The sequence below is a fragment of the Pseudomonas furukawaii genome (genome assembly GCF_002355475.1).
In the GTDB taxonomy this organism is placed as follows: domain Bacteria; phylum Pseudomonadota; class Gammaproteobacteria; order Pseudomonadales; family Pseudomonadaceae; genus Metapseudomonas; species Metapseudomonas furukawaii.
Genome location: NZ_AP014862.1, coordinates 4,326,793 through 4,346,804, shown reverse-complemented (window position 1 = coordinate 4,346,804; position 20,012 = coordinate 4,326,793). Strand labels below are relative to the sequence as shown.

Annotated in this window: 23 protein-coding genes and 1 pseudogene; 21 read left to right on the top strand and 3 right to left on the bottom strand. The window is 66.9% G+C overall.

The features are described from left to right. The first annotated feature begins 1 nt into the window (after position 1). The 6 genes from motD to KF707C_RS20060 all read left to right on the top strand — a co-directional run bounded on the left by motD (position 2) and on the right by KF707C_RS20060 (position 4,218). Positions 2-892, top strand: coding sequence for a flagellar motor protein MotD (gene motD, locus KF707C_RS20085; RefSeq protein ID WP_003457031.1), 891 nt, complete (start codon positions 2-4; stop codon positions 890-892). A 40-nt stretch (positions 893-932) separates the two neighbouring features. Next, on the top strand, positions 933-1,721 hold the full coding sequence (locus KF707C_RS20080; RefSeq protein WP_003457033.1) for a ParA family protein: 789 nt from the start codon (positions 933-935) through the stop codon (positions 1,719-1,721). Between the two features lie 87 nt (positions 1,722-1,808). Beyond that, positions 1,809-2,666 carry a CheW domain-containing protein gene (locus KF707C_RS20075; protein WP_003457036.1) on the top strand — a complete coding sequence of 286 codons (858 nt, stop codon included), beginning with the start codon at positions 1,809-1,811 and terminating at the stop codon, positions 2,664-2,666. 91 nt (positions 2,667-2,757) lie between these two features. Continuing rightward, positions 2,758-3,237: a chemotaxis protein CheW gene (locus KF707C_RS20070; protein ID WP_003457037.1), complete on the top strand. Its 480-nt coding sequence runs from the start codon at positions 2,758-2,760 to the stop codon at positions 3,235-3,237. Between the two features lies 1 nt (position 3,238). Continuing rightward, entirely contained in the window at positions 3,239-3,649 is a 411-nt protein-coding gene (locus KF707C_RS20065; RefSeq protein ID WP_003457039.1) for a DUF2802 domain-containing protein, read from the top strand. Positions 3,650-3,777: 128 nt separating this feature from the next. Then, complete coding sequence (locus tag KF707C_RS20060) at positions 3,778-4,218, top strand: rhodanese-like domain-containing protein (RefSeq protein WP_036994410.1); 441 nt, start codon at positions 3,778-3,780, stop codon at positions 4,216-4,218. On the opposite strand, the gene KF707C_RS20055 is transcribed toward KF707C_RS20060, so the two are convergent. Together KF707C_RS20055 and fliK are read right to left on the bottom strand one after the other, a co-directional pair. Beyond that, positions 4,196-4,531 carry an EscU/YscU/HrcU family type III secretion system export apparatus switch protein gene (locus KF707C_RS20055; RefSeq protein WP_003457043.1) on the bottom strand — a complete coding sequence of 112 codons (336 nt, stop codon included), beginning with the start codon at positions 4,529-4,531 and terminating at the stop codon, positions 4,196-4,198. The genes KF707C_RS20060 and KF707C_RS20055 overlap by 23 nt on opposite strands. Next, on the bottom strand, positions 4,528-6,069 hold the full coding sequence (fliK, locus tag KF707C_RS20050; RefSeq protein ID WP_003457046.1) for a flagellar hook-length control protein FliK: 1,542 nt from the start codon (positions 6,067-6,069) through the stop codon (positions 4,528-4,530). Before fliK ends, KF707C_RS20055 begins: the two co-directional genes overlap by 4 nt. 134 nt (positions 6,070-6,203) lie before the next feature. On the opposite strand from fliK, the gene ccmA reads away from it, so the two are divergent. The 14 genes and pseudogenes from ccmA to KF707C_RS29805 all read left to right on the top strand — a co-directional run. Next, the gene (ccmA, locus tag KF707C_RS20045) at positions 6,204-6,857 is read left to right on the top strand and encodes a cytochrome c biogenesis heme-transporting ATPase CcmA (RefSeq protein WP_192817707.1); all 654 of its coding nucleotides are present in this window, start codon (positions 6,204-6,206) and stop codon (positions 6,855-6,857) included. Then, positions 6,854-7,525 (top strand): heme exporter protein CcmB, encoded by a 672-nt coding sequence (gene ccmB / locus KF707C_RS20040; RefSeq protein WP_003457050.1) that lies wholly within the window; start codon positions 6,854-6,856, stop codon positions 7,523-7,525. Before ccmA ends, ccmB begins: the two co-directional genes overlap by 4 nt. A 69-nt stretch (positions 7,526-7,594) precedes the next feature. Continuing rightward, the gene (locus tag KF707C_RS20035; RefSeq protein WP_003457051.1) at positions 7,595-8,347 is read left to right on the top strand and encodes a heme ABC transporter permease; all 753 of its coding nucleotides are present in this window, start codon (positions 7,595-7,597) and stop codon (positions 8,345-8,347) included. After that, positions 8,347-8,523 carry a heme exporter protein CcmD gene (ccmD, locus tag KF707C_RS20030; protein WP_003457053.1) on the top strand — a complete coding sequence of 59 codons (177 nt, stop codon included), beginning with the start codon at positions 8,347-8,349 and terminating at the stop codon, positions 8,521-8,523. Before KF707C_RS20035 ends, ccmD begins: the two co-directional genes overlap by 1 nt. Beyond that, positions 8,520-8,969, top strand: a complete 450-nt coding sequence (ccmE, locus tag KF707C_RS20025) for a cytochrome c maturation protein CcmE (RefSeq protein ID WP_003457054.1) — start codon at positions 8,520-8,522, stop codon at positions 8,967-8,969. Before ccmD ends, ccmE begins: the two co-directional genes overlap by 4 nt. A gap of 4 nt (positions 8,970-8,973) precedes the next feature. Then, the gene (locus KF707C_RS20020; protein ID WP_003457056.1) at positions 8,974-10,947 is read left to right on the top strand and encodes a heme lyase CcmF/NrfE family subunit; all 1,974 of its coding nucleotides are present in this window, start codon (positions 8,974-8,976) and stop codon (positions 10,945-10,947) included. Next, positions 10,944-11,480: a DsbE family thiol:disulfide interchange protein gene (locus KF707C_RS20015; RefSeq protein WP_003457059.1), complete on the top strand. Its 537-nt coding sequence runs from the start codon at positions 10,944-10,946 to the stop codon at positions 11,478-11,480. The genes KF707C_RS20020 and KF707C_RS20015 overlap by 4 nt, the downstream gene beginning before the upstream one ends. Continuing rightward, the gene (locus KF707C_RS20010; protein ID WP_003457061.1) at positions 11,477-11,965 is read left to right on the top strand and encodes a cytochrome c-type biogenesis protein; all 489 of its coding nucleotides are present in this window, start codon (positions 11,477-11,479) and stop codon (positions 11,963-11,965) included. The genes KF707C_RS20015 and KF707C_RS20010 overlap by 4 nt, the downstream gene beginning before the upstream one ends. Then, complete coding sequence (ccmI, locus tag KF707C_RS20005; RefSeq protein WP_003457063.1) at positions 11,962-13,170, top strand: c-type cytochrome biogenesis protein CcmI; 1,209 nt, start codon at positions 11,962-11,964, stop codon at positions 13,168-13,170. Before KF707C_RS20010 ends, ccmI begins: the two co-directional genes overlap by 4 nt. Further along, positions 13,167-13,607 carry a hypothetical protein gene (locus tag KF707C_RS20000; RefSeq protein ID WP_003457104.1) on the top strand — a complete coding sequence of 147 codons (441 nt, stop codon included), beginning with the start codon at positions 13,167-13,169 and terminating at the stop codon, positions 13,605-13,607. The genes ccmI and KF707C_RS20000 overlap by 4 nt, the downstream gene beginning before the upstream one ends. A 184-nt stretch (positions 13,608-13,791) precedes the next feature. Then, complete coding sequence (locus KF707C_RS19995) at positions 13,792-14,922, top strand: IS110 family RNA-guided transposase (protein WP_036990837.1); 1,131 nt, start codon at positions 13,792-13,794, stop codon at positions 14,920-14,922. A 632-nt stretch (positions 14,923-15,554) separates the two neighbouring features. After that, positions 15,555-16,499 carry an IS110 family RNA-guided transposase gene (locus KF707C_RS19990; protein WP_096368049.1) on the top strand — a complete coding sequence of 315 codons (945 nt, stop codon included), beginning with the start codon at positions 15,555-15,557 and terminating at the stop codon, positions 16,497-16,499. 190 nt (positions 16,500-16,689) lie between these two features. Further along, positions 16,690-17,229, top strand: a complete 540-nt coding sequence (locus tag KF707C_RS19985; protein ID WP_003457107.1) for a DUF4124 domain-containing protein — start codon at positions 16,690-16,692, stop codon at positions 17,227-17,229. Continuing rightward, a pseudogene (locus KF707C_RS29805) lies at positions 17,230-17,388 on the top strand (P1 family peptidase); the annotation flags it as partial. It abuts the gene before it with no gap. Between the two features lie 56 nt (positions 17,389-17,444). On the opposite strand, the gene KF707C_RS19975 reads toward KF707C_RS29805, so the two are convergent. Then, positions 17,445-19,625 carry a patatin-like phospholipase family protein gene (locus KF707C_RS19975; RefSeq protein WP_003457109.1) on the bottom strand — a complete coding sequence of 727 codons (2,181 nt, stop codon included), beginning with the start codon at positions 19,623-19,625 and terminating at the stop codon, positions 17,445-17,447. Positions 19,626-19,699: 74 nt separating this feature from the next. Between KF707C_RS19975 and KF707C_RS19970 the strand changes: the two genes are divergently transcribed. Next, entirely contained in the window at positions 19,700-19,984 is a 285-nt protein-coding gene (locus tag KF707C_RS19970) for a SelT/SelW/SelH family protein (protein WP_003457111.1), read from the top strand. The last annotated feature ends 28 nt before the right edge of the window (positions 19,985-20,012 follow it).

Sequence of the window (20,012 nt, the reverse complement as noted above, 5' to 3'; positions counted from 1 at the left end):
CATGGCACGCAGGCGGCACCAGGAAGAACACGAGAATCACGAGCGCTGGCTGGTGTCGTACGCGGACTTCATCACCCTGCTGTTCGCCTTCTTCGTGGTCATGTACTCGATTTCCTCCATCAACGAAGGCAAGTACAAGATCCTTTCCGAGTCCCTGGTCGGGGTGTTCAACCAGCCGGACCGCTCGGTCGAGCCGATCCCCGTGGGTGAAGAGAAACCGCGCAGCACGGGGCACGCCGTGACGGACGAGGGCGATCACAGCCAGTCCTCGGTCGATGATCCGGGCGCCGATCCCCTGGTGACCATCGCCCAGAGCATGCGCGATGCCTTCGGCGACCTGATCGATGCCGACCAGGTGAGCGTGCGCGGCAACGAGCTGTGGGTGGAGATCGAGATGAATTCCAGCCTGCTGTTCCCCAGCGGCGACGCCATTCCCAACGACGCGGCCTTCGAGTTGATCGAGAAGATTGCCGGGATTCTGGCGCCCTACGGCAACCCCGTGCATGTGGAGGGGTTCACCGACAACCTGCCCATCGCCACCGCGCAGTTCCCGTCCAACTGGGAGCTTTCCTCCGCGCGCGCCGCCAGCATCGTGCGCATGCTGGCCATGGATGGGGTCGCACCGAACCGCCTCGCCGCGGTGGGCTATGGTGAGTTCCAGCCGGTGGCGGACAACGCCACTGCCGAAGGACGGGCCCGCAATCGGCGGGTGGTCCTGGTGGTGTCCCGCAACCTGGATGTACGTCGCAGCGTCAGCGGTGTAGGGAGCGCCAACGCGCGGCCGGATGCCGCGTTGCAGAGGGCTGGCACGCAACCTGCACCAGTAGCGCCAGCAGAGGCCCCGGGTACGGGGGCCGTCAATTCCCCGTCGCCGGCCCCACAGGGCCGGTGAGAGTCTCGGTGCAACCGCGCAGCCGGGAGGATGAAGAACGATGAGAGTCTGGGCAGTAGCCAATCAAAAAGGTGGGGTCGGCAAGACCACTACATCCATCGCCCTGGCCGGCCTGCTGGCCGATGCCGGCAAGCGCGTCGTGGTGGTGGACCTCGATCCCCACGGGTCGATGACCAGTTATTTCGGTCATGATCCCGACACCCTGGAGCACAGTTGCTTCGACCTCTTCCTGCACCAGGGCAGCGTGCCCGACGGGCTGCCCCGGCAGTTGCTGCTGCAGACCAGCCATGAGCGCATTTCCCTGCTGCCGTCCAGCACCGCCCTGGCGACCCTGGAACGTCAGTCGCCCGGCCAGAACGGCCTGGGCCTGGTGATCGCCAAGAGCCTGGCGCAGCTCTGGCAGGAGTTCGACCACGCCATCATCGACAGCCCGCCGCTGCTGGGCGTCCTCATGGTCAACGCCCTGGCCGCCAGCCAGCAACTGGTCATCCCGGTGCAGACGGAGTTCCTCGCGGTGAAGGGCCTGGAGCGCATGGTCAGCACCCTCAGCATGGTCAACCGTTCGCGCAAGCAGGCGCTGCCCTACACCATAGTGCCGACCCTGTTCGACCGCCGGACCCAGGCGTCCCTCAACACCCTCAAGGTGTTGCGCAACAACTACCCGGAACATCTCTGGCAGGCCTACATCCCGGTGGACACGCGGTTGCGCGACGCCAGCCGGGCGGGCGTGACGCCCTCCCAGTACGATTCCAACAGCCGGGGCGTGATCGCCTACCGGGCCCTGCTCAAGCACCTGCTGACCCAGCAGCTGTCCGCCCAGGTGGCCTGAGATGCACCCGATCGCCGACCGCCGGGCCTCAAGTGAAGGGCGTCGACTGCCGATAGGCCTTACAGATCAATCCCGTGGGTTCCCAACATGAGTCGTCCCATCGCCACCGCCACACGTCCGCAACTGGCCTTGCAGTCCTACCTGGACGCGTTGCTGCACGAGGCGTCGGTCGAGTTGGCCGAGAGCATCAGCAGCGACGAGTTCGAGGCTGCGGTCCTGGAGGAACAGGTCCGGGATGCGCGCCTGACCCGCGAACTGGCCGCGCTGCCCCTGGCGGCGTCGGAGCCCCGCTTGCCCGAACCCATGCCCGAGGTCGAACCGCTGCTGGTACTGGAGCCGGAGTGCCCCGATCCGGTGGTCGCCCCGGTCCTGCCGGTGCAGGAGGCGGCGCTTCCGCTGGCGCGAGTCGAACCCCTGGTGGAACTCGGTACCTCCGGCGCGCCGCAGTCCGATATTCCCGCGTGGGTGGCCGGCGGCCGCCCCGCGTGGGGCGAGGAGCCCTTCGAGTGCCTGCTGTTCGATGTGGCCGGCCTGACCCTGGCCGTTCCCCTGGTATCCCTGGGCTCCATCTATCCCCTGGCGGGCCAGGAGCTGACGCCCTTGTTCGGCCAGCCCGAGTGGTTCCTCGGCATCCTGCCCTGCCAGGCGGGGAACCTGAAGGTGCTGGATACCGCCCGCTGGGTGATGCCGGAACGTTACCGCGACGACTTCCGCGAGGGCCTGCAGTACGTGATCTCCGTCCAGGGCTACGAGTGGGGGCTGGCGGTGCACCAGGTCAGCCGCTCCATTCGCCTGGACCCGAACGAGGTCAAATGGCGCAGCCAGCGTAGCCAAAGACCCTGGTTGGCCGGTACCGTGATCGAGCATATGTGCGCGCTGCTGGATGTCGCGGCCCTGGCCGAGCTGATCGCCAGCGGTGCCGTCAAGCGCATGGCGCTGAATTGAGGGGAAGGTCCCGCGTCGCGGGGCCCTCGAAGATAACAGCGGGTAGAACCCGTGACTGCCGCCCCGGGTGGCTCAAGAGAGGCTAGGGAACATGAAGAAATCGTCCGCTCAAGGTGCCGAAGATCCCATCCTGCAGTGGGTGACCTTCCGCCTGGACAACGAGACCTATGGCATCAACGTGATGCAGGTGCAGGAAGTCCTGCGTTACACCGAGATCGCGCCGGTTCCGGGGGCGCCGAGCTATGTGCTGGGCATCATCAACCTGCGCGGCAATGTGGTGACCGTGATCGACACGCGCCAGCGCTTCGGCCTGGGGCCGGCCCCGGTGACCGACAACACCCGCATCGTCATCATCGAGGCGGACAAGCAGGTCGTGGGCATCCTCGTCGACAGCGTCGCCGAGGTGGTCTACCTGCGCCAATCCGAGATCGAGACCGCGCCCAACGTGGGCAACGAAGAGTCGGCCAAGTTCATCCAGGGCGTCTGCAACAAGAATGGCGAGCTGCTGATCCTCGTCGAGCTGGACAAGATGATGAGCGAGGAAGAGTGGTCCGAGCTGGAGAGCATCTGAGTTGATCTGGATCGCGTCGCTCGCCGTAGCGCTCGCCGTGGCGTGCTCGGTACTGGGGTACGCCTGCCACCAACTCTCCCAGCGCCTGCGCCGGGAGGTCGAGGCGCAGGCCAGCCGCGACGCGCTGCGCGACCAGAGAATCAAGGAGCTGGGCCGTCGGCTGGAGACCTATCTCGAAGGCAGCGTGCGCATGGGCGAGGATCTCCACGAACTTCGCCGGCTGGTGGCGCCGTTGCCTGACCGGCTGACCCAGCTGGAGCAGCGGGATCCCCACAGCCTTTCCTTCAGTCAGGCCTCGCGCCTGGTGGGGCTGGGCGCCAGCGTCGACGACCTGACCCAGTCCTGCGGCCTGACCCAGGCCGAGGCCGAACTGGTCAGCCGCCTGCACCAGGCCGGCAAGGATCGCGGATAGTCGCCGCGATCGCCCATAGCACCAGGGGTTCTTAACCCATGGGGGCTCCGCTCCATTCGTTCCAAATCCCCTCGTTGCGCCTGACCTAAGCTGAAATTCCGGGGCTTCTCTCCGGGGGAGGTCCGGCCATGCGTCTACTTCCGATACTGCTGCTCTGCCTGGCGTCCCTGGCGAATGCCCAGGAGGCCCCCATGCAGGTGGCCGGCGCCATGACGGTGAATGTCCTGCAAGCGCGTTATCTGTATGAGCGGGGTGTGGTTTTCGTCGATGTGCGCCCCACCCGCGAGTGGACCTGGGGTCATATCCACGGCGCTCTCCACCTCGATCTCCTCGGGCGATTCGACGACCTCGCCCAGCCCCACTGGCCAAGGCAGGCGCCCCTGGTGATCTACTGCGACAGCGATGTCTGTCCGCAGAGCGCGGAGGCCGTGCGGCGTGCGGTGAGCTGGGGGTATCGCCAGGTCTTCTACTTCCGTGAGGGCTTCTTCGCCTGGCAACTGCTGGATTTTCCCCAGGGCAAGGGGCTGGAGGGCGAGCGCGTCGTGTTCAATCAGCCGGACCACCGATGAGTGGCAGGGACGGTATCGTCGCTCGCGCTTCGCCATCATCGGGCGCGAACCCCGTCGGGCACTTGCCCTTCAGGTACCAGGCGAAGGCGATGATCTCGGCGATGGTGCGGTAGAGCGGCTCGGGAATCGCATCCCCCAGTTCCAGGCGTGCCAGCAGTCGCACCAGTTCGGCGTTCTCGTAGATGGGCACCTCGTAGTCGCGGGCGATGGCGAGGATGGCTTCGGCCAGCTCGTCGTCCCCCTTGGCGGTGAGGCTGGGGGCGGCGACGCCGTCGTAGGACAGGGCGATGGCCTGGCGGGGTTTCCTGCTCATGCGGTTTCGTCCACCCAGCGTTGCTCCAGCGTGGTCCTGGGGCCTTGCGGCGGACGGCCCTGGCTGCAGGCCAGCTCTCCGACAGTGAGGCCGGCGGCCAGCAGGCGCTCCCGCAGGTTGGGCAGCTCGCGATCGATCAGGTGCGCGGTATCCGACCGTTCGGCCCAGAGCTGGCTGGACAGGCTGCCCTGCAGCAGTTGCGCCTGGACCTGCAAGGGCCCCAGGGGCTCCAGGTCGAAGGCCAGCTCGATCCGCCAGAGGCTCTCCTTGCGTTCGCTTTTCTCCTCACGCCCGTCCTGCTCCTGCTGCAGCTTGATCTGCAGCGGCACGATGTCCTGCTGGTTGCGCATGGGCACCTCCAACTGCCAGGTGGTCAGCAGGTTGCCGTCCGGGGTCACCTGGGTCTGGGCGAGGCTCGACAGTTGGTGGGTCTGGAGGCGGGAAACCGCGGCGGCGGCGAGTTTCAGCAGGGTTTCCAGATCGCCTTCCTCCTCGGCGGCCTGCGCCAGCCGGGAGGGAAGGGGGAAGCTGAGCGCCTGCTGGCGCAGGTTGGCCTGGCCCAGGGCGCCGAGGGCGTTGCGGATGAACGCGGGTACGGCCTGGGCCATGGCGTTGCTGGTGCCGGCGCTCGGCAGGCTGGCCGGGCCGCCCGGCAGGGTGGGCAGCAACTGGGCGATGAGGCGGAGCAGGTTGGCCTTCAGGTCCTGGGGCAGGGCGCCGGCCTGACCCGAGAGCAGCCGCGACTCCATCAGCGCGCCGCTGTTTTCCAGGGCCGCCGCGAGCAGCTTGGGGTCGCCCAGTTGGCGGACATCCGGCAGGGCCCCCAGCAGCTTGTCCATGGCGAGTTTCAGACTCTCCGGCAGATGCTCCCGGTCGACGCCCCGGAATGCCGAGACCAGGGCCTCCAGCGAGCCCTGGCGGCTTTGCTGGCTGGCTAGTTGCTGGGTCAGCTCCAACTGGTCCAGCTGGGTGGCCAGGGGCAGGAACTGCAGCGCCTGGCTGCCCTGCACCTGGGCGGTCAGCAGGCTGCCGATGGTCAGGGGCCGGGGGCTGTCGATGGTCAGCTGGTTGCCCGCCAGTGGCGTGTTGATCAGGTTGACCATCACCCTGTACAGCGCCGCCTGGGCCTTGCCCTGGCTGACCAGCTCGCTGGACACCACCTTGCCCTGCACCAGGCTGCCCACCGGCAGCAGCTCCAGGTCGAGGCTGCCGAGGGCGCGCTCGCCCCCCTTCAGGGCCATCGCCAGGCGGGTGTCTGACAGGGCGGTGATGCTGAGGAGGCTGCCCTGGGCGAGGGGGCGGGGGCTGCTGGCCTCCAGGGTGGTCTGGGTGCCATTGGCCAGGGTCAGCTTCAGCAGCACCTGGAAGCTCTGCGCGGCTTCCTTTAGGGCGATGACTTCCGCATCGGCGCTTTCCCCGGCGCTCATCAGCCCCCCGAGGGGCTGCAACAGTTTCAGCGCCAGGTCCGTGGCGTTCTGCACGGGGCGGGCGATGACGGGGTTGGCGGGAAGGGCGCGGGCGCCGCTGATCTCGGTCATCAAGGGGTTACAACCTGTCGAAAAAGCCCGCTTCGGGGGTGGGGGATGGCATGTATAATGCCGCCCCGTCCGGGCCGGCCGCGAGCCTTGGAGTTCTCCAGTATAGCGGCCGGCACCTTCCTGACTTGAATGCAATCCCGGGTATCCATGCCGTGACCAGTCCCTACCTCGAGACCGTGGCCCTCGCCTGCGAGCGGGACTGGCGTCTGCTCTTCGAGCGGCTGGACCTGCAGCTGTCCCGGGGCGAAATGCTCCAGGTGGCCGGCCCCAATGGCAGCGGCAAGACCAGCCTGCTGCGCCTGCTCTGCGGCCTGATGCAACCCACCTCCGGCGAGGTCCGGCTGAATGGCGCGCCGCTGACTTGCCAGCGCAGCGAACTGGCGCGCAACCTGCTCTGGATCGGCCATGCCGCCGGCATCAAGGGCCTGTTGACGCCCGAGGAGAACCTGCGCTGGCTCTGCGCGCTGCACCAGCCCGCCAGCCGCGAGGCCATCTGGCAGGCACTGGAAGCGGTCGGTCTGCGCGGCTTCGAGGATGTGCCCTGCCATACGTTGTCGGCCGGGCAGCAACGGCGTGTCGCCCTGGCCCGTCTTTACCTGGATGCGCCGCCCCTGTGGATTCTCGACGAGCCCTTCACCGCCCTCGACAAGCAGGGCGTCGCGCAACTGGAAGCCCATCTGGCGCGGCACTGTGACAACGGCGGGCTGGTGGTCTTCACCACCCACCACAGCATGGGCCAGGTGCCCGCCGGCTACCGCGAACTCGACCTGGGGCAGCCTCGTCCATGAGTAACGTCTTCACCCTCCTGGTCGCCCGCGAAGCCCGGCTGCTGGCGCGCCGTCCGGCGGAATTGGCCAACCCGCTGGTGTTCTTCGCCATAGTGATCGCATTGTTCCCCCTGGCGGTGGGGCCCGAGTCGCAATTGTTGCAAGGCCTTTCTCCCGGGCTGATCTGGGTGGCGGCGCTGCTCGCCGTGCTGCTCTCGCTGGACGGGCTTTTCCGCAGTGATTTCGAGGACGGCTCCCTCGAACAGTGGGTCGTTTCGCCGCACCCCCTGCCGCTTCTGGTCCTGGCCAAGGTGCTGGCACACTGGCTTTTTTCCGGATTGGCCCTGGTTCTGCTGGCGCCGCTGCTGGCGCTGATGCTGGGCTTGCCGGCCCGCTGCCTGCCGGTGCTGCTGCTGTCGCTGCTGCTGGGTACCCCGGTGCTCAGCCTGCTGGGCGCCGTGGGTGCCGCCCTGACCGTCGGGCTCAAGCGCGGCGGGCTGCTGCTCGCGCTGCTGATCCTGCCGCTGTACATCCCGGTGCTGATCCTCGGCAGCGGGGCGTTGCAGGCGGCCCTGCAAGGACTGCCGGCTGCCGGCCACCTCCTGTGGCTGGCCAGCCTCACCGCCCTGGCGGTGACCCTGACACCCTTCGCCATTGCCGCCGGCCTGACCATCAGCGTCGGTGAATAAGAAACGAGTTGCCCTGATGAGAAAACTGCCGATGTCCGAACAGGCCGAAGCGCCGAGCAGGGGGTCCCGATGAACTGGACCTGGTTCCACAAGCTCGGCTCGCCCAAATGGTTCTACGAGATCAGCGGTCGCTGGCTGCCCTGGTTCGCCTGGGGCGCGGCGATCCTCATCGCCGTCGGCCTGGCCTGGGGGCTCGCCTTCGCGCCGCCGGACTACCAGCAGGGCAACAGCTTCCGCATCATCTACATCCACGTGCCGGCGGCCTTCCTGGCCCAGTCCGGCTACATCATGCTGGCCGTCTGCGGGCTGGTGGGGCTGGTCTGGAAGATGAAGCTGGCCGACGTCGCCCTGCAGGCCGCCGCGCCGCTGGGGGCCTGGATGACCTTCGTCGCCCTGGTCACCGGCGCCATCTGGGGCAAGCCCACCTGGGGCGCCTGGTGGGTCTGGGACGCCCGACTGACGTCCATGCTCATCCTCCTTTTCCTGTACTTCGGTGTCATTGCGCTCGGCCAGGCCATCAGCAATCGTGACAGCGCCGCCAAGGCCTGCGCGGTGCTGGCCATCGTCGGCGTGGTGAACATCCCGATCATCAAGTACTCGGTGGAGTGGTGGAACACCCTGCACCAGCCCGCCACCTTCAAGATCACCGAGAAACCGGCCATGCCACCGGAAATGTGGGTGCCGCTGCTGCTCATGGTGCTGGGCTTCTACTGTTTCTTCGCCACCGTGGTGCTGATGCGCATGCGCCTCGAGGTGCTCAAGCGCGAGTCCCGCAGCAGCTGGGCCAAGGCCGAGATTCAGGCACAAGTGGGTAAGGTCTGATGAATTTTTCTTCCTTCACCGAGTTTCTCGCCATGGGTAACCATGGCCTGTATGTCTGGACCGCCTATGGCATCAGCCTGGCGGTGCTGGCCATCAACGTCGCCCTGCCGCTGATGGCGCGGCGGCGTTACCTGCAAGACGAGGCGCGCCGCCTGCGCCGGGAGGAGTCGAAGTGAATCCTGTACGCAAGAAGCGCCTGTTCATCGTCCTGGCCATCCTGGCCGGCGTCGGGATCGCCGTGGCGCTGGCGCTGTCCGCGCTGCAGCAGAACATCAACCTGTTCTACACCCCCACCCAGATCGCCAACGGCGAGGCCCCCAAGGACACCCGCATCCGCGCCGGCGGCATGGTGGCGGAAGGCTCGGTGCAGCGCTCCGGCGATTCCCTGGACGTGCAGTTCGTGGTGACCGACTTCGCCAGGAACGTGACCATCCGCTACCACGGCATCCTTCCGGACCTGTTCCGCGAGGGCCAGGGCATCGTCGCCCTGGGCAAGCTCAACGACGAGGGCGTGCTGGTGGCCGACGAGGTGCTGGCCAAGCACGACGAGAACTACATGCCGCCAGAGGTCACCAAGGCCCTGAAGGAAAGCGGCAAGCTGCCTGAAAAGAAAGAGGGCTGACGCGATGATTCCCGAACTCGGCCACCTGGCCCTGATCCTCGCCCTGTGCATGGCCCTGGTGCAGGCGACCCTGCCGCTGATCGGCGCCTGGCGAGGCGATCGCCAGTGGATGAGCCTGGCCCAGCCGGCCGCCTGGGGGCAGTTCGCCTTCCTGGCCTTCGCCTTCGGCTGCCTCACCTACGCCTTCATGGTGGACGACTTCTCGGTCGCCTACGTAGCCAGCAACTCCAACAGCGCGCTGCCCTGGTACTACAAGTTCAGCGCCGTCTGGGGCGCCCACGAAGGCTCCCTGCTGCTCTGGGCGCTGATCCTCGGCGGCTGGACCTTCGCGGTCTCGGTCTTCTCCCGGCAACTGCCGGAAGTGATGCTGGCCCGAGTACTGGCGGTGATGGGGTTCATCAGCATCGGCTTCCTGCTGTTCCTGATCGTCACTTCCAACCCCTTCAACCGCCTGTTGCCGAACATGCCGGCGGACGGCAACGACCTGAACCCGCTGCTGCAGGACTTCGGCCTGATCGTCCACCCCCCGATGCTCTACATGGGCTACGTGGGCTTCTCGGTCGCCTTCGCCTTCGCCATCGCCGCGCTGCTGGGCGGTCGCCTCGACGCCGCCTGGGCGCGCTGGTCGCGGCCCTGGACCATCGTCGCCTGGGCCTTCCTCGGCATCGGCATCGTGCTGGGTTCCTGGTGGGCCTACTACGAGCTGGGCTGGGGTGGCTGGTGGTTCTGGGACCCGGTGGAGAACGCCTCCTTCATGCCCTGGCTGGTGGGCACCGCGCTGATCCACTCCCTGGCGGTGACCGAGAAGCGCGGCGTGTTCAAGAGCTGGACCGTGCTGCTGGCCATCGCGGCCTTCTCCCTGAGCCTGCTAGGCACCTTCCTGGTCCGTTCCGGCGTGCTCACCTCCGTCCATGCCTTCGCCTCCGATCCTGAGCGCGGCGTGTTCATCCTCGCCTTCCTGCTGCTGGTGGTGGGCGGCTCGCTGACCCTGTTCGCCGTCCGCGCGCCGGTGGTCAAGAGCCAGGTGGGCTTCGCCCTCTGGTCCCGCGAGACCCTGCTGCTGGTGAACAACCTGGTACTGGTGGTGGCCGCCTCGATGATCCTGCTGGGCACCCTCTACCCGCTGGTGCTGGACGCGCTTTCCGGCGCCAAGCTGTCGGTGGGGCCGCCCTATTTCAACGCCCTGTTCCTGCCCCTGATGGGCATCCTGATGGTCACCCTGGCGGTGGGTGTACTGGTGCGCTGGAAGGACACGCCCACCCGCTGGCTGGCGGGCATGCTCGGACCGGTGCTGCTGGGCAGCCTGGCGCTCGGTGTGCTGGCGGCCTTCATCCTCGGCGACTTCCACTGGGCCGTGCTGGCCGTGGGCTTCCTCGCCGCCTGGGTGGTGCTGGCCGGTGTCCGCGACCTGCTCGACAAGACCCGCCACAAGGGCGTGCTCAAGGGCGCCGCCGGCCTGACCCGCAGTTACTGGGGCATGCAACTCGCCCACGCCGGCATCGCCATCTGCGCCCTGGGCGTGGTGCTGTCCAGCCAGTACAGCGCCGAGCGCGACCTGCGCCTGGCGCCGGGCGAGGCCGTCGAGCTGGGCGGCTACCGCTTCGTGTTCGAGGGCGCCGCTCACCACGAAGGGCCGAACTTCACCTCCGACAAGGGCACAGTGGCCGTGTTCGAGGGCGACAAGCGGATCACCGTGCTGCACCCGGAGAAACGCCTCTACACCGTGCAGCAGTCGGTGATGACCGAGGCCGGCATCGACGCCGGCTTCACCCGCGACCTCTACGTCGCCCTCGGCGAGCCGCTGGATAATGGCGCCTGGGCCGTGCGCGTCCATGTGAAACCCTTCGTCCGCTGGATCTGGCTCGGCGGCCTGCTCATGGGCCTGGGTGGCCTGCTGGCGGCCCTGGACCGTCGTTACCGCGTGAAAGTGAAGACCCGCGTCCGTGAGGCGCTTGGCATGGCTGGAGCCCAAGCATGAAACGCCTGATCCTCGTCCTGCCCCTGCTGGGCTTCCTCGCCATCGCGGTGTTCCTCTATCGCGGGCTGTTCCTCGATCCGGCCGAATTGCCCTCGGCCCTGATCGACAAGCCGTTCCCGGCCTTCTCCCTGCCCAGCGTCAGTGGCGATCGCACCCTCACCGAGGCGGACCTCAAGGGCAAGCCCGCCCTGGTCAACGTCTGGGGCACCTGGTGCGTGGCCTGCCGTGTGGAACACCCGGTGCTGAACAAGCTGTCGCAGATGGGCGTGACCATCTACGGCGTGAACTACAAGGACGACAATGCCGCCGCGCTGAAGTGGCTGAAGGAATTCCACAACCCCTACAAGCTGGACATCCGTGACGAGCAGGGCAGCCTCGGCCTCAACCTGGGCGTCTACGGCGCGCCCGAAACCTTCCTGATCGACAAGGACGGCATCATCCGTCACAAGTTCGTCGGCGTGATCGACGAAACCGTCTGGCGCGAACAGCTGGCGCCCTTGTACCAGGGCCTCGTGGACGAGGCCGGCAAATGAAGCGCCTGTTCGCCGCCCTGGTCCTGGGCCTCGCCCTGACCGGCATCGCCCGAGCCGCCATCGACACCTACGAGTTCAAGGACGAGGCCGAGCGCGAGCGTTTCCGCGTGCTCACCGAGGAACTGCGCTGCCCGAAGTGCCAGAACCAGAACATCGCCGACTCCAATGCGCCCATCGCCACGGACCTGCGCCGGGAAATCTTCCGCATGCTGGAAGAGGGCAGGAGCAACGACGAGATCGTCGACTTCCTGGTGGCCCGCTATGGCGACTTCGTGCGCTACAACCCGCCGGTGAACGCCCGCACCCTGCTGCTCTGGTACGGCCCCGCCGGCCTGCTGGTGGGTGGCCTGCTGGTGTTGGCCGTCATTGTCGTGCGCCGTCGCAAGGTGGAGAACAGCCCGTCCCAGGTGCTGCTCTCGGCCGATGAGAAGGCCCGCCTCGACGCCCTGCTGAACTCCGAGAACCAGGACAAGAAAGACTCATGATCGATTTCTGGCTCGCCGCCGGCCTGCTGTTGCTGGTCGCCCTGGCTTTCCTGCTGATTCCCGTGCTGCGTGGCCGCAAGGCCCAGACCGAGGAAGACCGTACCTCCCTCAACGTCGCTCTTTACCAGGAGCGACTCGACGAACTGGATACCCAGCACGCCTCCGGCACCCTGACGGCCGAGCAGTACGAGGCGGGCCGGGCCGAAGCCGGTCGCGAGCTGCTGGCCGACACCGAAGGCGCCGACGCCGCTGGCGGCTCCCGCCTGGGACGAGCGCTGCCGCTGTTCTTCGCCATCCTGGTCCCGCTGCTGGGCTTCGGCCTGTACCTGCACTGGGGAGCCAGCGACAAGGTGGAACTGGCTCGTGAGCTCCGTGAGCCGCCGCGCGACATGGAGGAGATGACCTCCCGCCTCGAACGCGTGGTGGAGGCCCAGCCCGAGTCCGCCGAGGGCTGGTACTTCCTGGGCCGTACCTACATGGCCCAGGATCGGCCGGCCGATGCGGCCCGCGCCTACGAGCAGGCCGCCAAGCGCGCGGGGCGTGAGCCCGAACTGCTGGGCCAATGGGCCCAGGCGCTGTACTTCGCCAGCCAGAAGACGCTCACCCCCGAGGTGAAGGCCCTGACCGAGGAGGCCCTGAAGGCCGACCCGAACGAGGTCACGAGTCTCGGTCTGCTGGGCATCGCCGGCTTCGAGGACGGCCGCTACCAGGACGCGATCCGCTACTGGGAGCGCCTGGTGGTCCAGTTGCCGAAGGACGATCCTTCCCGGGGCGCCCTCCAGGGCGGCATCGACAAGGCCCGCGAGAAGCTCAGGGAAAGTGGCGTTTCGGTGGAAGAACCCGCCGCCCAGGCGCCCGCCAGCGCCGAGCTGAAGGTCAAGGTGGACCTGGCCGCGGCCCTCAAGGACAAGGTGCAGCCCGGCGATGCCGTGTTCATCTTCGCCCGCGCCACGTCCGGCCCGCCCATGCCCCTGGCGGTCAAGCGCGTCACCGTCGCCGACCTTCCGGTGGAAGTGAGCCTGAGCGATGCGGACGCGATGATGCCCCAGCTCAAGCTGTCCAACTTCCCCCAGGTGCAGTTGGTCGCCCGGATCTCCCGAGGGGGCAATGCCACCGCCGGTGAATGGATCGGACGCAGTTCGCCGTTGTCTACTGGCTCGTCGGATACCCAACGACTGACCATCGACAGCCCGGACGAGAAATGACCACGCACAGCATCCATCCGGCAGGACCGAGCTCCCGCTTCGGCCTGCCCCTGATCTGCATCCTCCTGACCCTGGCCGGTTGCACCGGCCCGGGTGGCTACCGCGACGACTACCCCGACTGGGAGCCCGCTCCCCGGCAGCCCTCCGCGCAGACACCCGCCCAGACCCGCCCCCTGCCGCCCGCGCAGCCCCAGCCACCGAAGCAGGCGCCGCGCATGAAGGCCCACCCGCGCTTCGCCCCGCCACCCGGCGGCAACTGCTACTGGGACACCGGCCTCGGTGTCTACGTACTGGAGGGGCAGCGCAACACCTTCTATCGCGAACGGGTCTACTACCGCTGGGATAACGGCTGGAATTACTCCAACTCGCCTCAGGGACCCTGGCAGCCCACCGACGCCAGTGGCGTTCCGGCCGGGCTGGGACGGAAATTCCGCTAGGCCGGTTCGCGAGTTCGGCGAAGCTCCGTAGGAGCCGGCTTGCCGGCGAATGGCGCAGGCCAGTTCGCGAGTTCGGCGAAGCTCCGTAGACATCATGGATTGACCTGCCCCACCTCGAAAGCGCGGGTTATGTTTTCGGGGTGGAAACACCTCCAACACAGAGCCGCATCGAGGGGGACAGGTCATGAACGAGTTTAACCAGGTCTATGTAGGTTTGGACGTTCACCAGGCGACGATTGCTGTCGCGGTGGCACGGCCGGGGCGCGGTGAGCCGGACTATCACGGCACCATCGAGAACCGCGACAGCGCGCTGCGCAAACTGCTCAAGCAGCTGAGCCGGCAGGGCGAGGCGTTGAGCTTCTGCTACGAGGCCGGCCCCTGCGGCTACGGCCTTTACCGTGAGCTGACAGCGCTGGGCCATGGTTGCGTGGTGGTGGCGCCCTCGCTGATTCCGCGCAAGGCGGGCGAGCGGTTGAAAACCGACCGTCGGGACGCCCTGATGTTGGCGCGCCTGCATCGGGCGGGCGAGCTGACGGCGGTGTGGGTGCCGGATCAGGAGCAGGAAGCGATCCGCGACTTGACGCGCGCCCGGGAGGACATGAAGTCCCTGGAACTGAAGTGCCGGCAACGCCTGGGCGCGTTCTTGCTGCGTCATGGGCACGTCTATGCCGGTAAAAGTCGCTGGACCCAGGCCCATTTCCACTGGTTGGCGAGCGTGAAACTTGACTCGCCGGTGCAGCAGATCGTCCTGCAGGAGTACCTCGACACCGTTAAATCGATGCAACGGCGGGTGGCCGATCTGGAAGCGCAAATGCACGAAGCGCTGGCCGGCTGGTCGCTGGGTACGGTGGCGCAAGCCCTGATGGCGTTGCGCGGGGTGAGCCTGATCACGGCGATGACGGTGTTGGCGGAGTTGGGCGACCTCAGTCGCTTCGACTCGCCGCGCGAGCTGATGGCCTACCTGGGACTGGTTCCCAGCGAGCACTCCAGCGGTGGCTCACGCCGCCAGGGCCGCATTACCCGCACGGGCAATGGCCATGTCCGGCGGGTGCTGGTGGAAGCGGGGTGGAACTACCGTTTCCCGGCACGCAAGACACGCGTCATCGAGGCGCGCGCGGCGAAAACCTCGGCGGTGGTTCAGGCCATCGCCTGGCACGCGCAGAAGCGCTTGTGCGGTCGTTATCGAGCGCTGCTGGCGGCGGGCAAGCTCAAGCAGCAGGTCACCACCGCCATCGCCCGGGAGCTGGCGGGATTCATCTGGGCCATCGCCTGCGCGGTGGCGGGCAAGGCACACGGCAGTAAGGCCGTGGCATGAACCCGCAGCAGTGGCTTCGGTTCAGGGGGTGGAGGGCCGGTGAGGAGAACCCCTGGCGCTCCTATGTGGCGTCCTCTGCGAGGAGGACAGACCCACGACCGTAGAGAAGGGCAGCTCCGCGACGAAGTGAAGTCAGGTCGGTAACCAACCCACGTATATCAGAGTGATCCACCGTCGCCTAATCGCCCTCCACCCCCTGAACCGAAGCCACTGGCGGAGAAGAACAAAACGAAAGAATAGACCCAGAGTTGACAGGTCAATCCATATCAGGAGCCGGCTTGCCGGCGAATGACGCAGACCAATTCGCGAGCGAGCTCGCTCCTACGGCGAATGGCGCAGGCCGGTTCGCGAGTTCGGCGGAGTTCCGTAGGAGCCGGCTTGCCGGCGAACGGCACGGGCCGGTTCGCGAGCAAGCTCGCTTGTATGTCGTAAGGTGAGTCTGTCGGGGGTGGAGGGACTGAGCTCGCTTCTGCAAGACAGACGGTAGGAGAACTCCCCCACTCCTGGCTCACGACAAGCGCCGATAAGGAATCCATCGACTCGAGTAGCCGCTCGAGATCGACCATATCTGCAAGCCTGCGCACAGGTGAGCCCCCCGACAGACTCATTCATCTTGTCGGCCGGAATCGCACATGACAACCCAAACCCCCATCATCGGCATCGACGTGGCCAAGGACAGCCTGAGCCTGTATCGCGCCGACCTGGACCAGTACTGCACCCTGGACAATGACGCCCGCAGCATCCGCGCCTGGCTGAAGACGCTCCCCGGCGACTGTGCCTTGGCAGTGGAAGCCACCAGCACCTATCACGTGCAGCTGGTCGACCTGGCCCATGCGCGTGGTCATCGCCTCTATGTCATTGATGGCTATCGCCTGAGCAATTACCGCAAGGGCATCGGCGGCCGCATCAAGACCGACGCCAGCGATGCCCGTCTACTGGCCCGTTATCTGGCCCACGAACAGGCCCAACTGCGGGTCTGGCAACCCGCTGGCAAGGCTTACCGGCTGCTGCAAAGCCTGCTGCGACGCCGGGCGACGCTGATCCGCAGTGCCACGGCGCTGCGCCAGAGCTTTGGCCATGACACCCAGTTCAAGGTGTCGATGAAAGCGGCGCTCAGCTCCCTCAAGCGCCTGGAGCAGCGCCTCGATCAGGACATTGCCCAGGCCCTGAAGGACGCTGGCCTGGCCGAGCAGGCCAAGCGTTGCCGGGCCATTGAAGGCATCGGCCCGCTAACCGCAGCAGCCCTGAACATGGCCTTTCAGCGTGGCCCCTTCCGCAACAGCGACGCCTTCATCGCCTTCCTGGGCCTGGATGTGCGCGCGAAGGAATCGGGGCGCTACAGCGGACGCCGCAAGTTGAGCAAACAGGGCGATCCGGAGGTCCGGCGGCTGCTACACAATGCCGCCATGGCCGCCAGTCGCACCAAAGCTTGGCAGAAGCTCTATCTGGGCTACCTGGAGCGTGGTCTGAAAAAGACCGAAGCCCTGACCATCCTGGCACGGAAACTGGCTCGAATTGCCTTCGCCCTCATGAAGACCCAGCAGCCATATCGGTCACCAACCTGTACGGCGGGGTAGACATAGAATCTCCTACGGCGAATGACGCAGGCCGGTTCGCGAGTTCGGCGAAGTTCCGTAGGAGCCGGCTTGCCGGCGAATGACGCAGGCCAATTCGCGAGCGAGCTCGCTCCTACACGAAATCCAGTTGTTGCCCCCCGGATTCCGGGGGTTGTAGCATGATGGCATTCCGCCATTTCGGAGTTGCCGGATGTCGCCCCGTACCGCCCTTGCCGTCCTTGCCCTATTGCTGGCCCATCCCCTTTCCGCGCAGGTCTACCAATGGCGTGACGCTGACGGGAAGGTGCATTTCACCGACACGCCACCTCCCCAGAGCCAGGCGGTGGAGGGCGCGCAGTTGCCGGCCGGCGGTAGCGCGGTGCCCCCGGTGGCTGCGGAGCCGAAAGCCCCGCCCGCGCTGTCCGGCGATGGGGCCGATCCGCTGTATGACAAGGGCCGGAAACAGTGTTCCGCCGCCATCGCCCGCATGCCGGTGCTGATCAACCAGACCCAGACCCTCGGCCGTGACGCGGTGAAGCAGCGAAAGATTTCCCAGGAGCAGCTGGACAGGGCCATGTACCTGATGGACGACTTCTACAAGGGGCTCAAGCGCAGCGAGCGCGAGTGCACCCGTGACTACGTCGTCAGCGAGAAGGGCCGCAGCGGCACCGACTGCCTGGCCGATACCCCGGACGTCCTGAGCTTCGGTGTCTGCATGCGCTTCGCCGAATGGGAGCGGACCTTCAGGTAGCCGCCGGCCGACTACGCCCGCAAGGGGCTGCCGTTCACCACGCCGCTGGCCATGGTCAACAACGACCACATCTCGGCCCTGTTCGCGGCGGCGGTGGAAGCGGTGGAGGAGGCCATCGTCAATGCGCTGCTCGCCGGCCGGGAGAGGCTGTGTGCCGACTTGAACCACTCCGGCCAGTCCTCCAGCTGCCCTTGCTCATTGGGCGCCCGATGCGATCAGAACACCCGCCCCAGGTTCAGGTACAGCGCCCGCTCGGAGGCGTCGTTCAGGCCGTAGCTGAAGTCCAGCGGGCCCAGCGGCGTGTCGAGGCTGATGAAGAGGCTGGCGGCGTTGATGTAGCCGCTGTCGAAGTCGTCGTCATTGTTCCAGGCCCGGCCCCGCTCGAGGCTGCCGCCCAGGTAGAAGGGGAAGTCCAGGGGCAGGAAGCTCCGGGGCGTCATGCGGCGGTAGTAGACCACCCGCGCCAGGCTGATGTTCTGCCCGGCAATGGCGTCCTGGCGGAAGCCCGAGAGCTGGCGCGCGCCGCCGAGGACGAAGGCCGAGGTGACGGTATCGGCCCTGTCCAGCGTGCGCCCGTAGCGTCCGCCGACGACGAAGGTGTCGGGGCCGCGGCCGAACGCCTTGTCCAGGTTGATGCCCCATTGCCGGTAGCGCTGGTCCGAATCCAGGCTCGGGTCGTACTGGCGCAGCAACACGCTGATGTCTTCGCCCTCGTGGGGGTAGTCGACGTTGTCCAGGGTGTCGAAGGAATACTTGGCCTCGTAATAGCCCTCGCTGAAGCTGAAGCTCGGCAGCTCCGGGTCGCCGATCTTCACGTCAGCCTCGCCCCAGGCCTGGCCGATGCCGAAGCGGATCTCGCCATTGTTGGCGATCTGCCGGCCGAGATTCAGGCCGTAGCCGTAGCGTTCCACCCGGTATTCGGCGACGGGGTCATCGTCCAGTGTGGCTTCGATGTTCTGCGATTCGCCGATCAGGTAGGGGGCGACGAAGTAGCGGGAGCCAGCGTCCAGCGGTTGGTAGAACTCGCTGTAGAACTTCTGGTAGTCCCCCAGCTGGACACGTGTCAGCCACTCGGCCCCCAGCTCGTTGATGCCGTTCTTGCGGTAGCTGGCGCCCAGGTTGAAGGCGCTGTCGCCGCGCAGGTCGTCGGAGAGGTTCAGCCCCAGGCGCAGGTAGTCGGTGCCGGCGCGCTTGCCCCGGGCGTTGATCACCAGGGCATCGCCATCCTTGCGTTTGACCACCCGGTACTGCACCTGCTCGAAGTAGTCCAGGCCGTAGAGGGTGCTCATGTCGCTTTGCAGGCGCTCCAGGTCCAGGCGCTGTCCCAGGGGCTGGCGGATGTAGCGGCGGATGGTGGCGTCGCCGATCTTCGAGTCGTTCTCGATGAGGATGCTGCGGATGATCGGCGTGCGTTCGCTGGGCAGGCGCGCGTCGGCCAGTCGGGCATCGCCGCCGCCCGCGTCGGGGCGAAGGTCCGCCAGGCGCGCGGCCAGGATCTGGGTGGCGCGGTAGCCGGCGTCGATCATTTCCCGGGAACGGCCGAAGTCGGTGGCGCTGTAGCCGGCCAGGGGCGGCTGTATCAGCACGTCGGTCGGTTCCAGGGTGGCCAGCTGCATCTCGGAATTGGTCCGCGTCATCAGGGTCACGGATTGGTTGAGCACGTCCACCACGGTGCCCAGCTCCTTGCGCGAGCGCAGCGGGGTACCGATGTCGACCACGATCACCCGGTCCACGCCCATCTCCCGGGCGACGTCCACCGGAATGTTGTCCACCATGCCGCCGTCCACCAGCAGCCGACCGTTGACTTCCACCGGCGCGAACACGGCGGGAATGGACATGCTGGCGCGGATCGCCTGGGGCAGGTGGCCGCGCCGGAACACGACCTTCTCGCCGGTGGCGATGTCCGTGGCGACGGCGCGGAAGGGAATCGCCAACTGGTCGAAGTCCCGAGTATCGCTGGTGTGGACCAGCAGGCTCTCCAGCAGCAGGGCGAGGTTCTGCCCCTGGATCACCCCCAGGGGCAGCCCCAGGCTGCCGTCATCGCGGAAGCTGAGGCGCTGCTTGACGAGGAAATCGCGGTCGTCCTGCTTGCGGCGAAAGGGCACTTCCTGGCGGGGCGGGTTATCGGACAGGGTGTGCTGCCAGTCCAGGGTGGTGGCCAGTGCTTCCAGTTCGTCCACCTGGTAACCGGCCGCGTACAGGCCGCCGATCACCGCCCCCATGCTGGTGCCGGCGATGGCGTCCACCTTGATGCCCTGTTCCTCCAGGGCCCGCAACACGCCGATATGGGCCAGGCCCCGTGCGGCGCCGCCGGAGAGCACGAGACCGACCCGGGGTTCGGGCTGGGCCAGGCAGAACAGGGGGAGGAGGAGCAGGCAAAGCAGAACGCGGCGCATAACGCATCCCTGGTCAGGCGGGGGAACTGAAGGCGGCTATTATAGGGCGCCCTTTCCCGCTTCCGAGCTCATTCATGTCCGATTCCAAGCCCGAGATCGTCATCACCTATTGCACCCAGTGCCAGTGGCTGCTGCGCGCCGCCTGGCTGGCCCAGGAGCTGCTCAGCACCTTCGGCGACGACCTTGGCAAGGTCAGCCTGGTGCCCGGCACCGGGGGTGTCTTCCGCATCACCTGCGATGGCGTGGAGATCTGGGAGCGCAAGGCCGATGGCGGTTTCCCCGAGGCCAAGGTGCTCAAGCAGCGGGTGCGTGACCGCATCGATCCCGCGCGGGACCTGGGCCACAACGATCGCCCCTGATCCGCCGCGCCAACGCCTTCAGGACGCC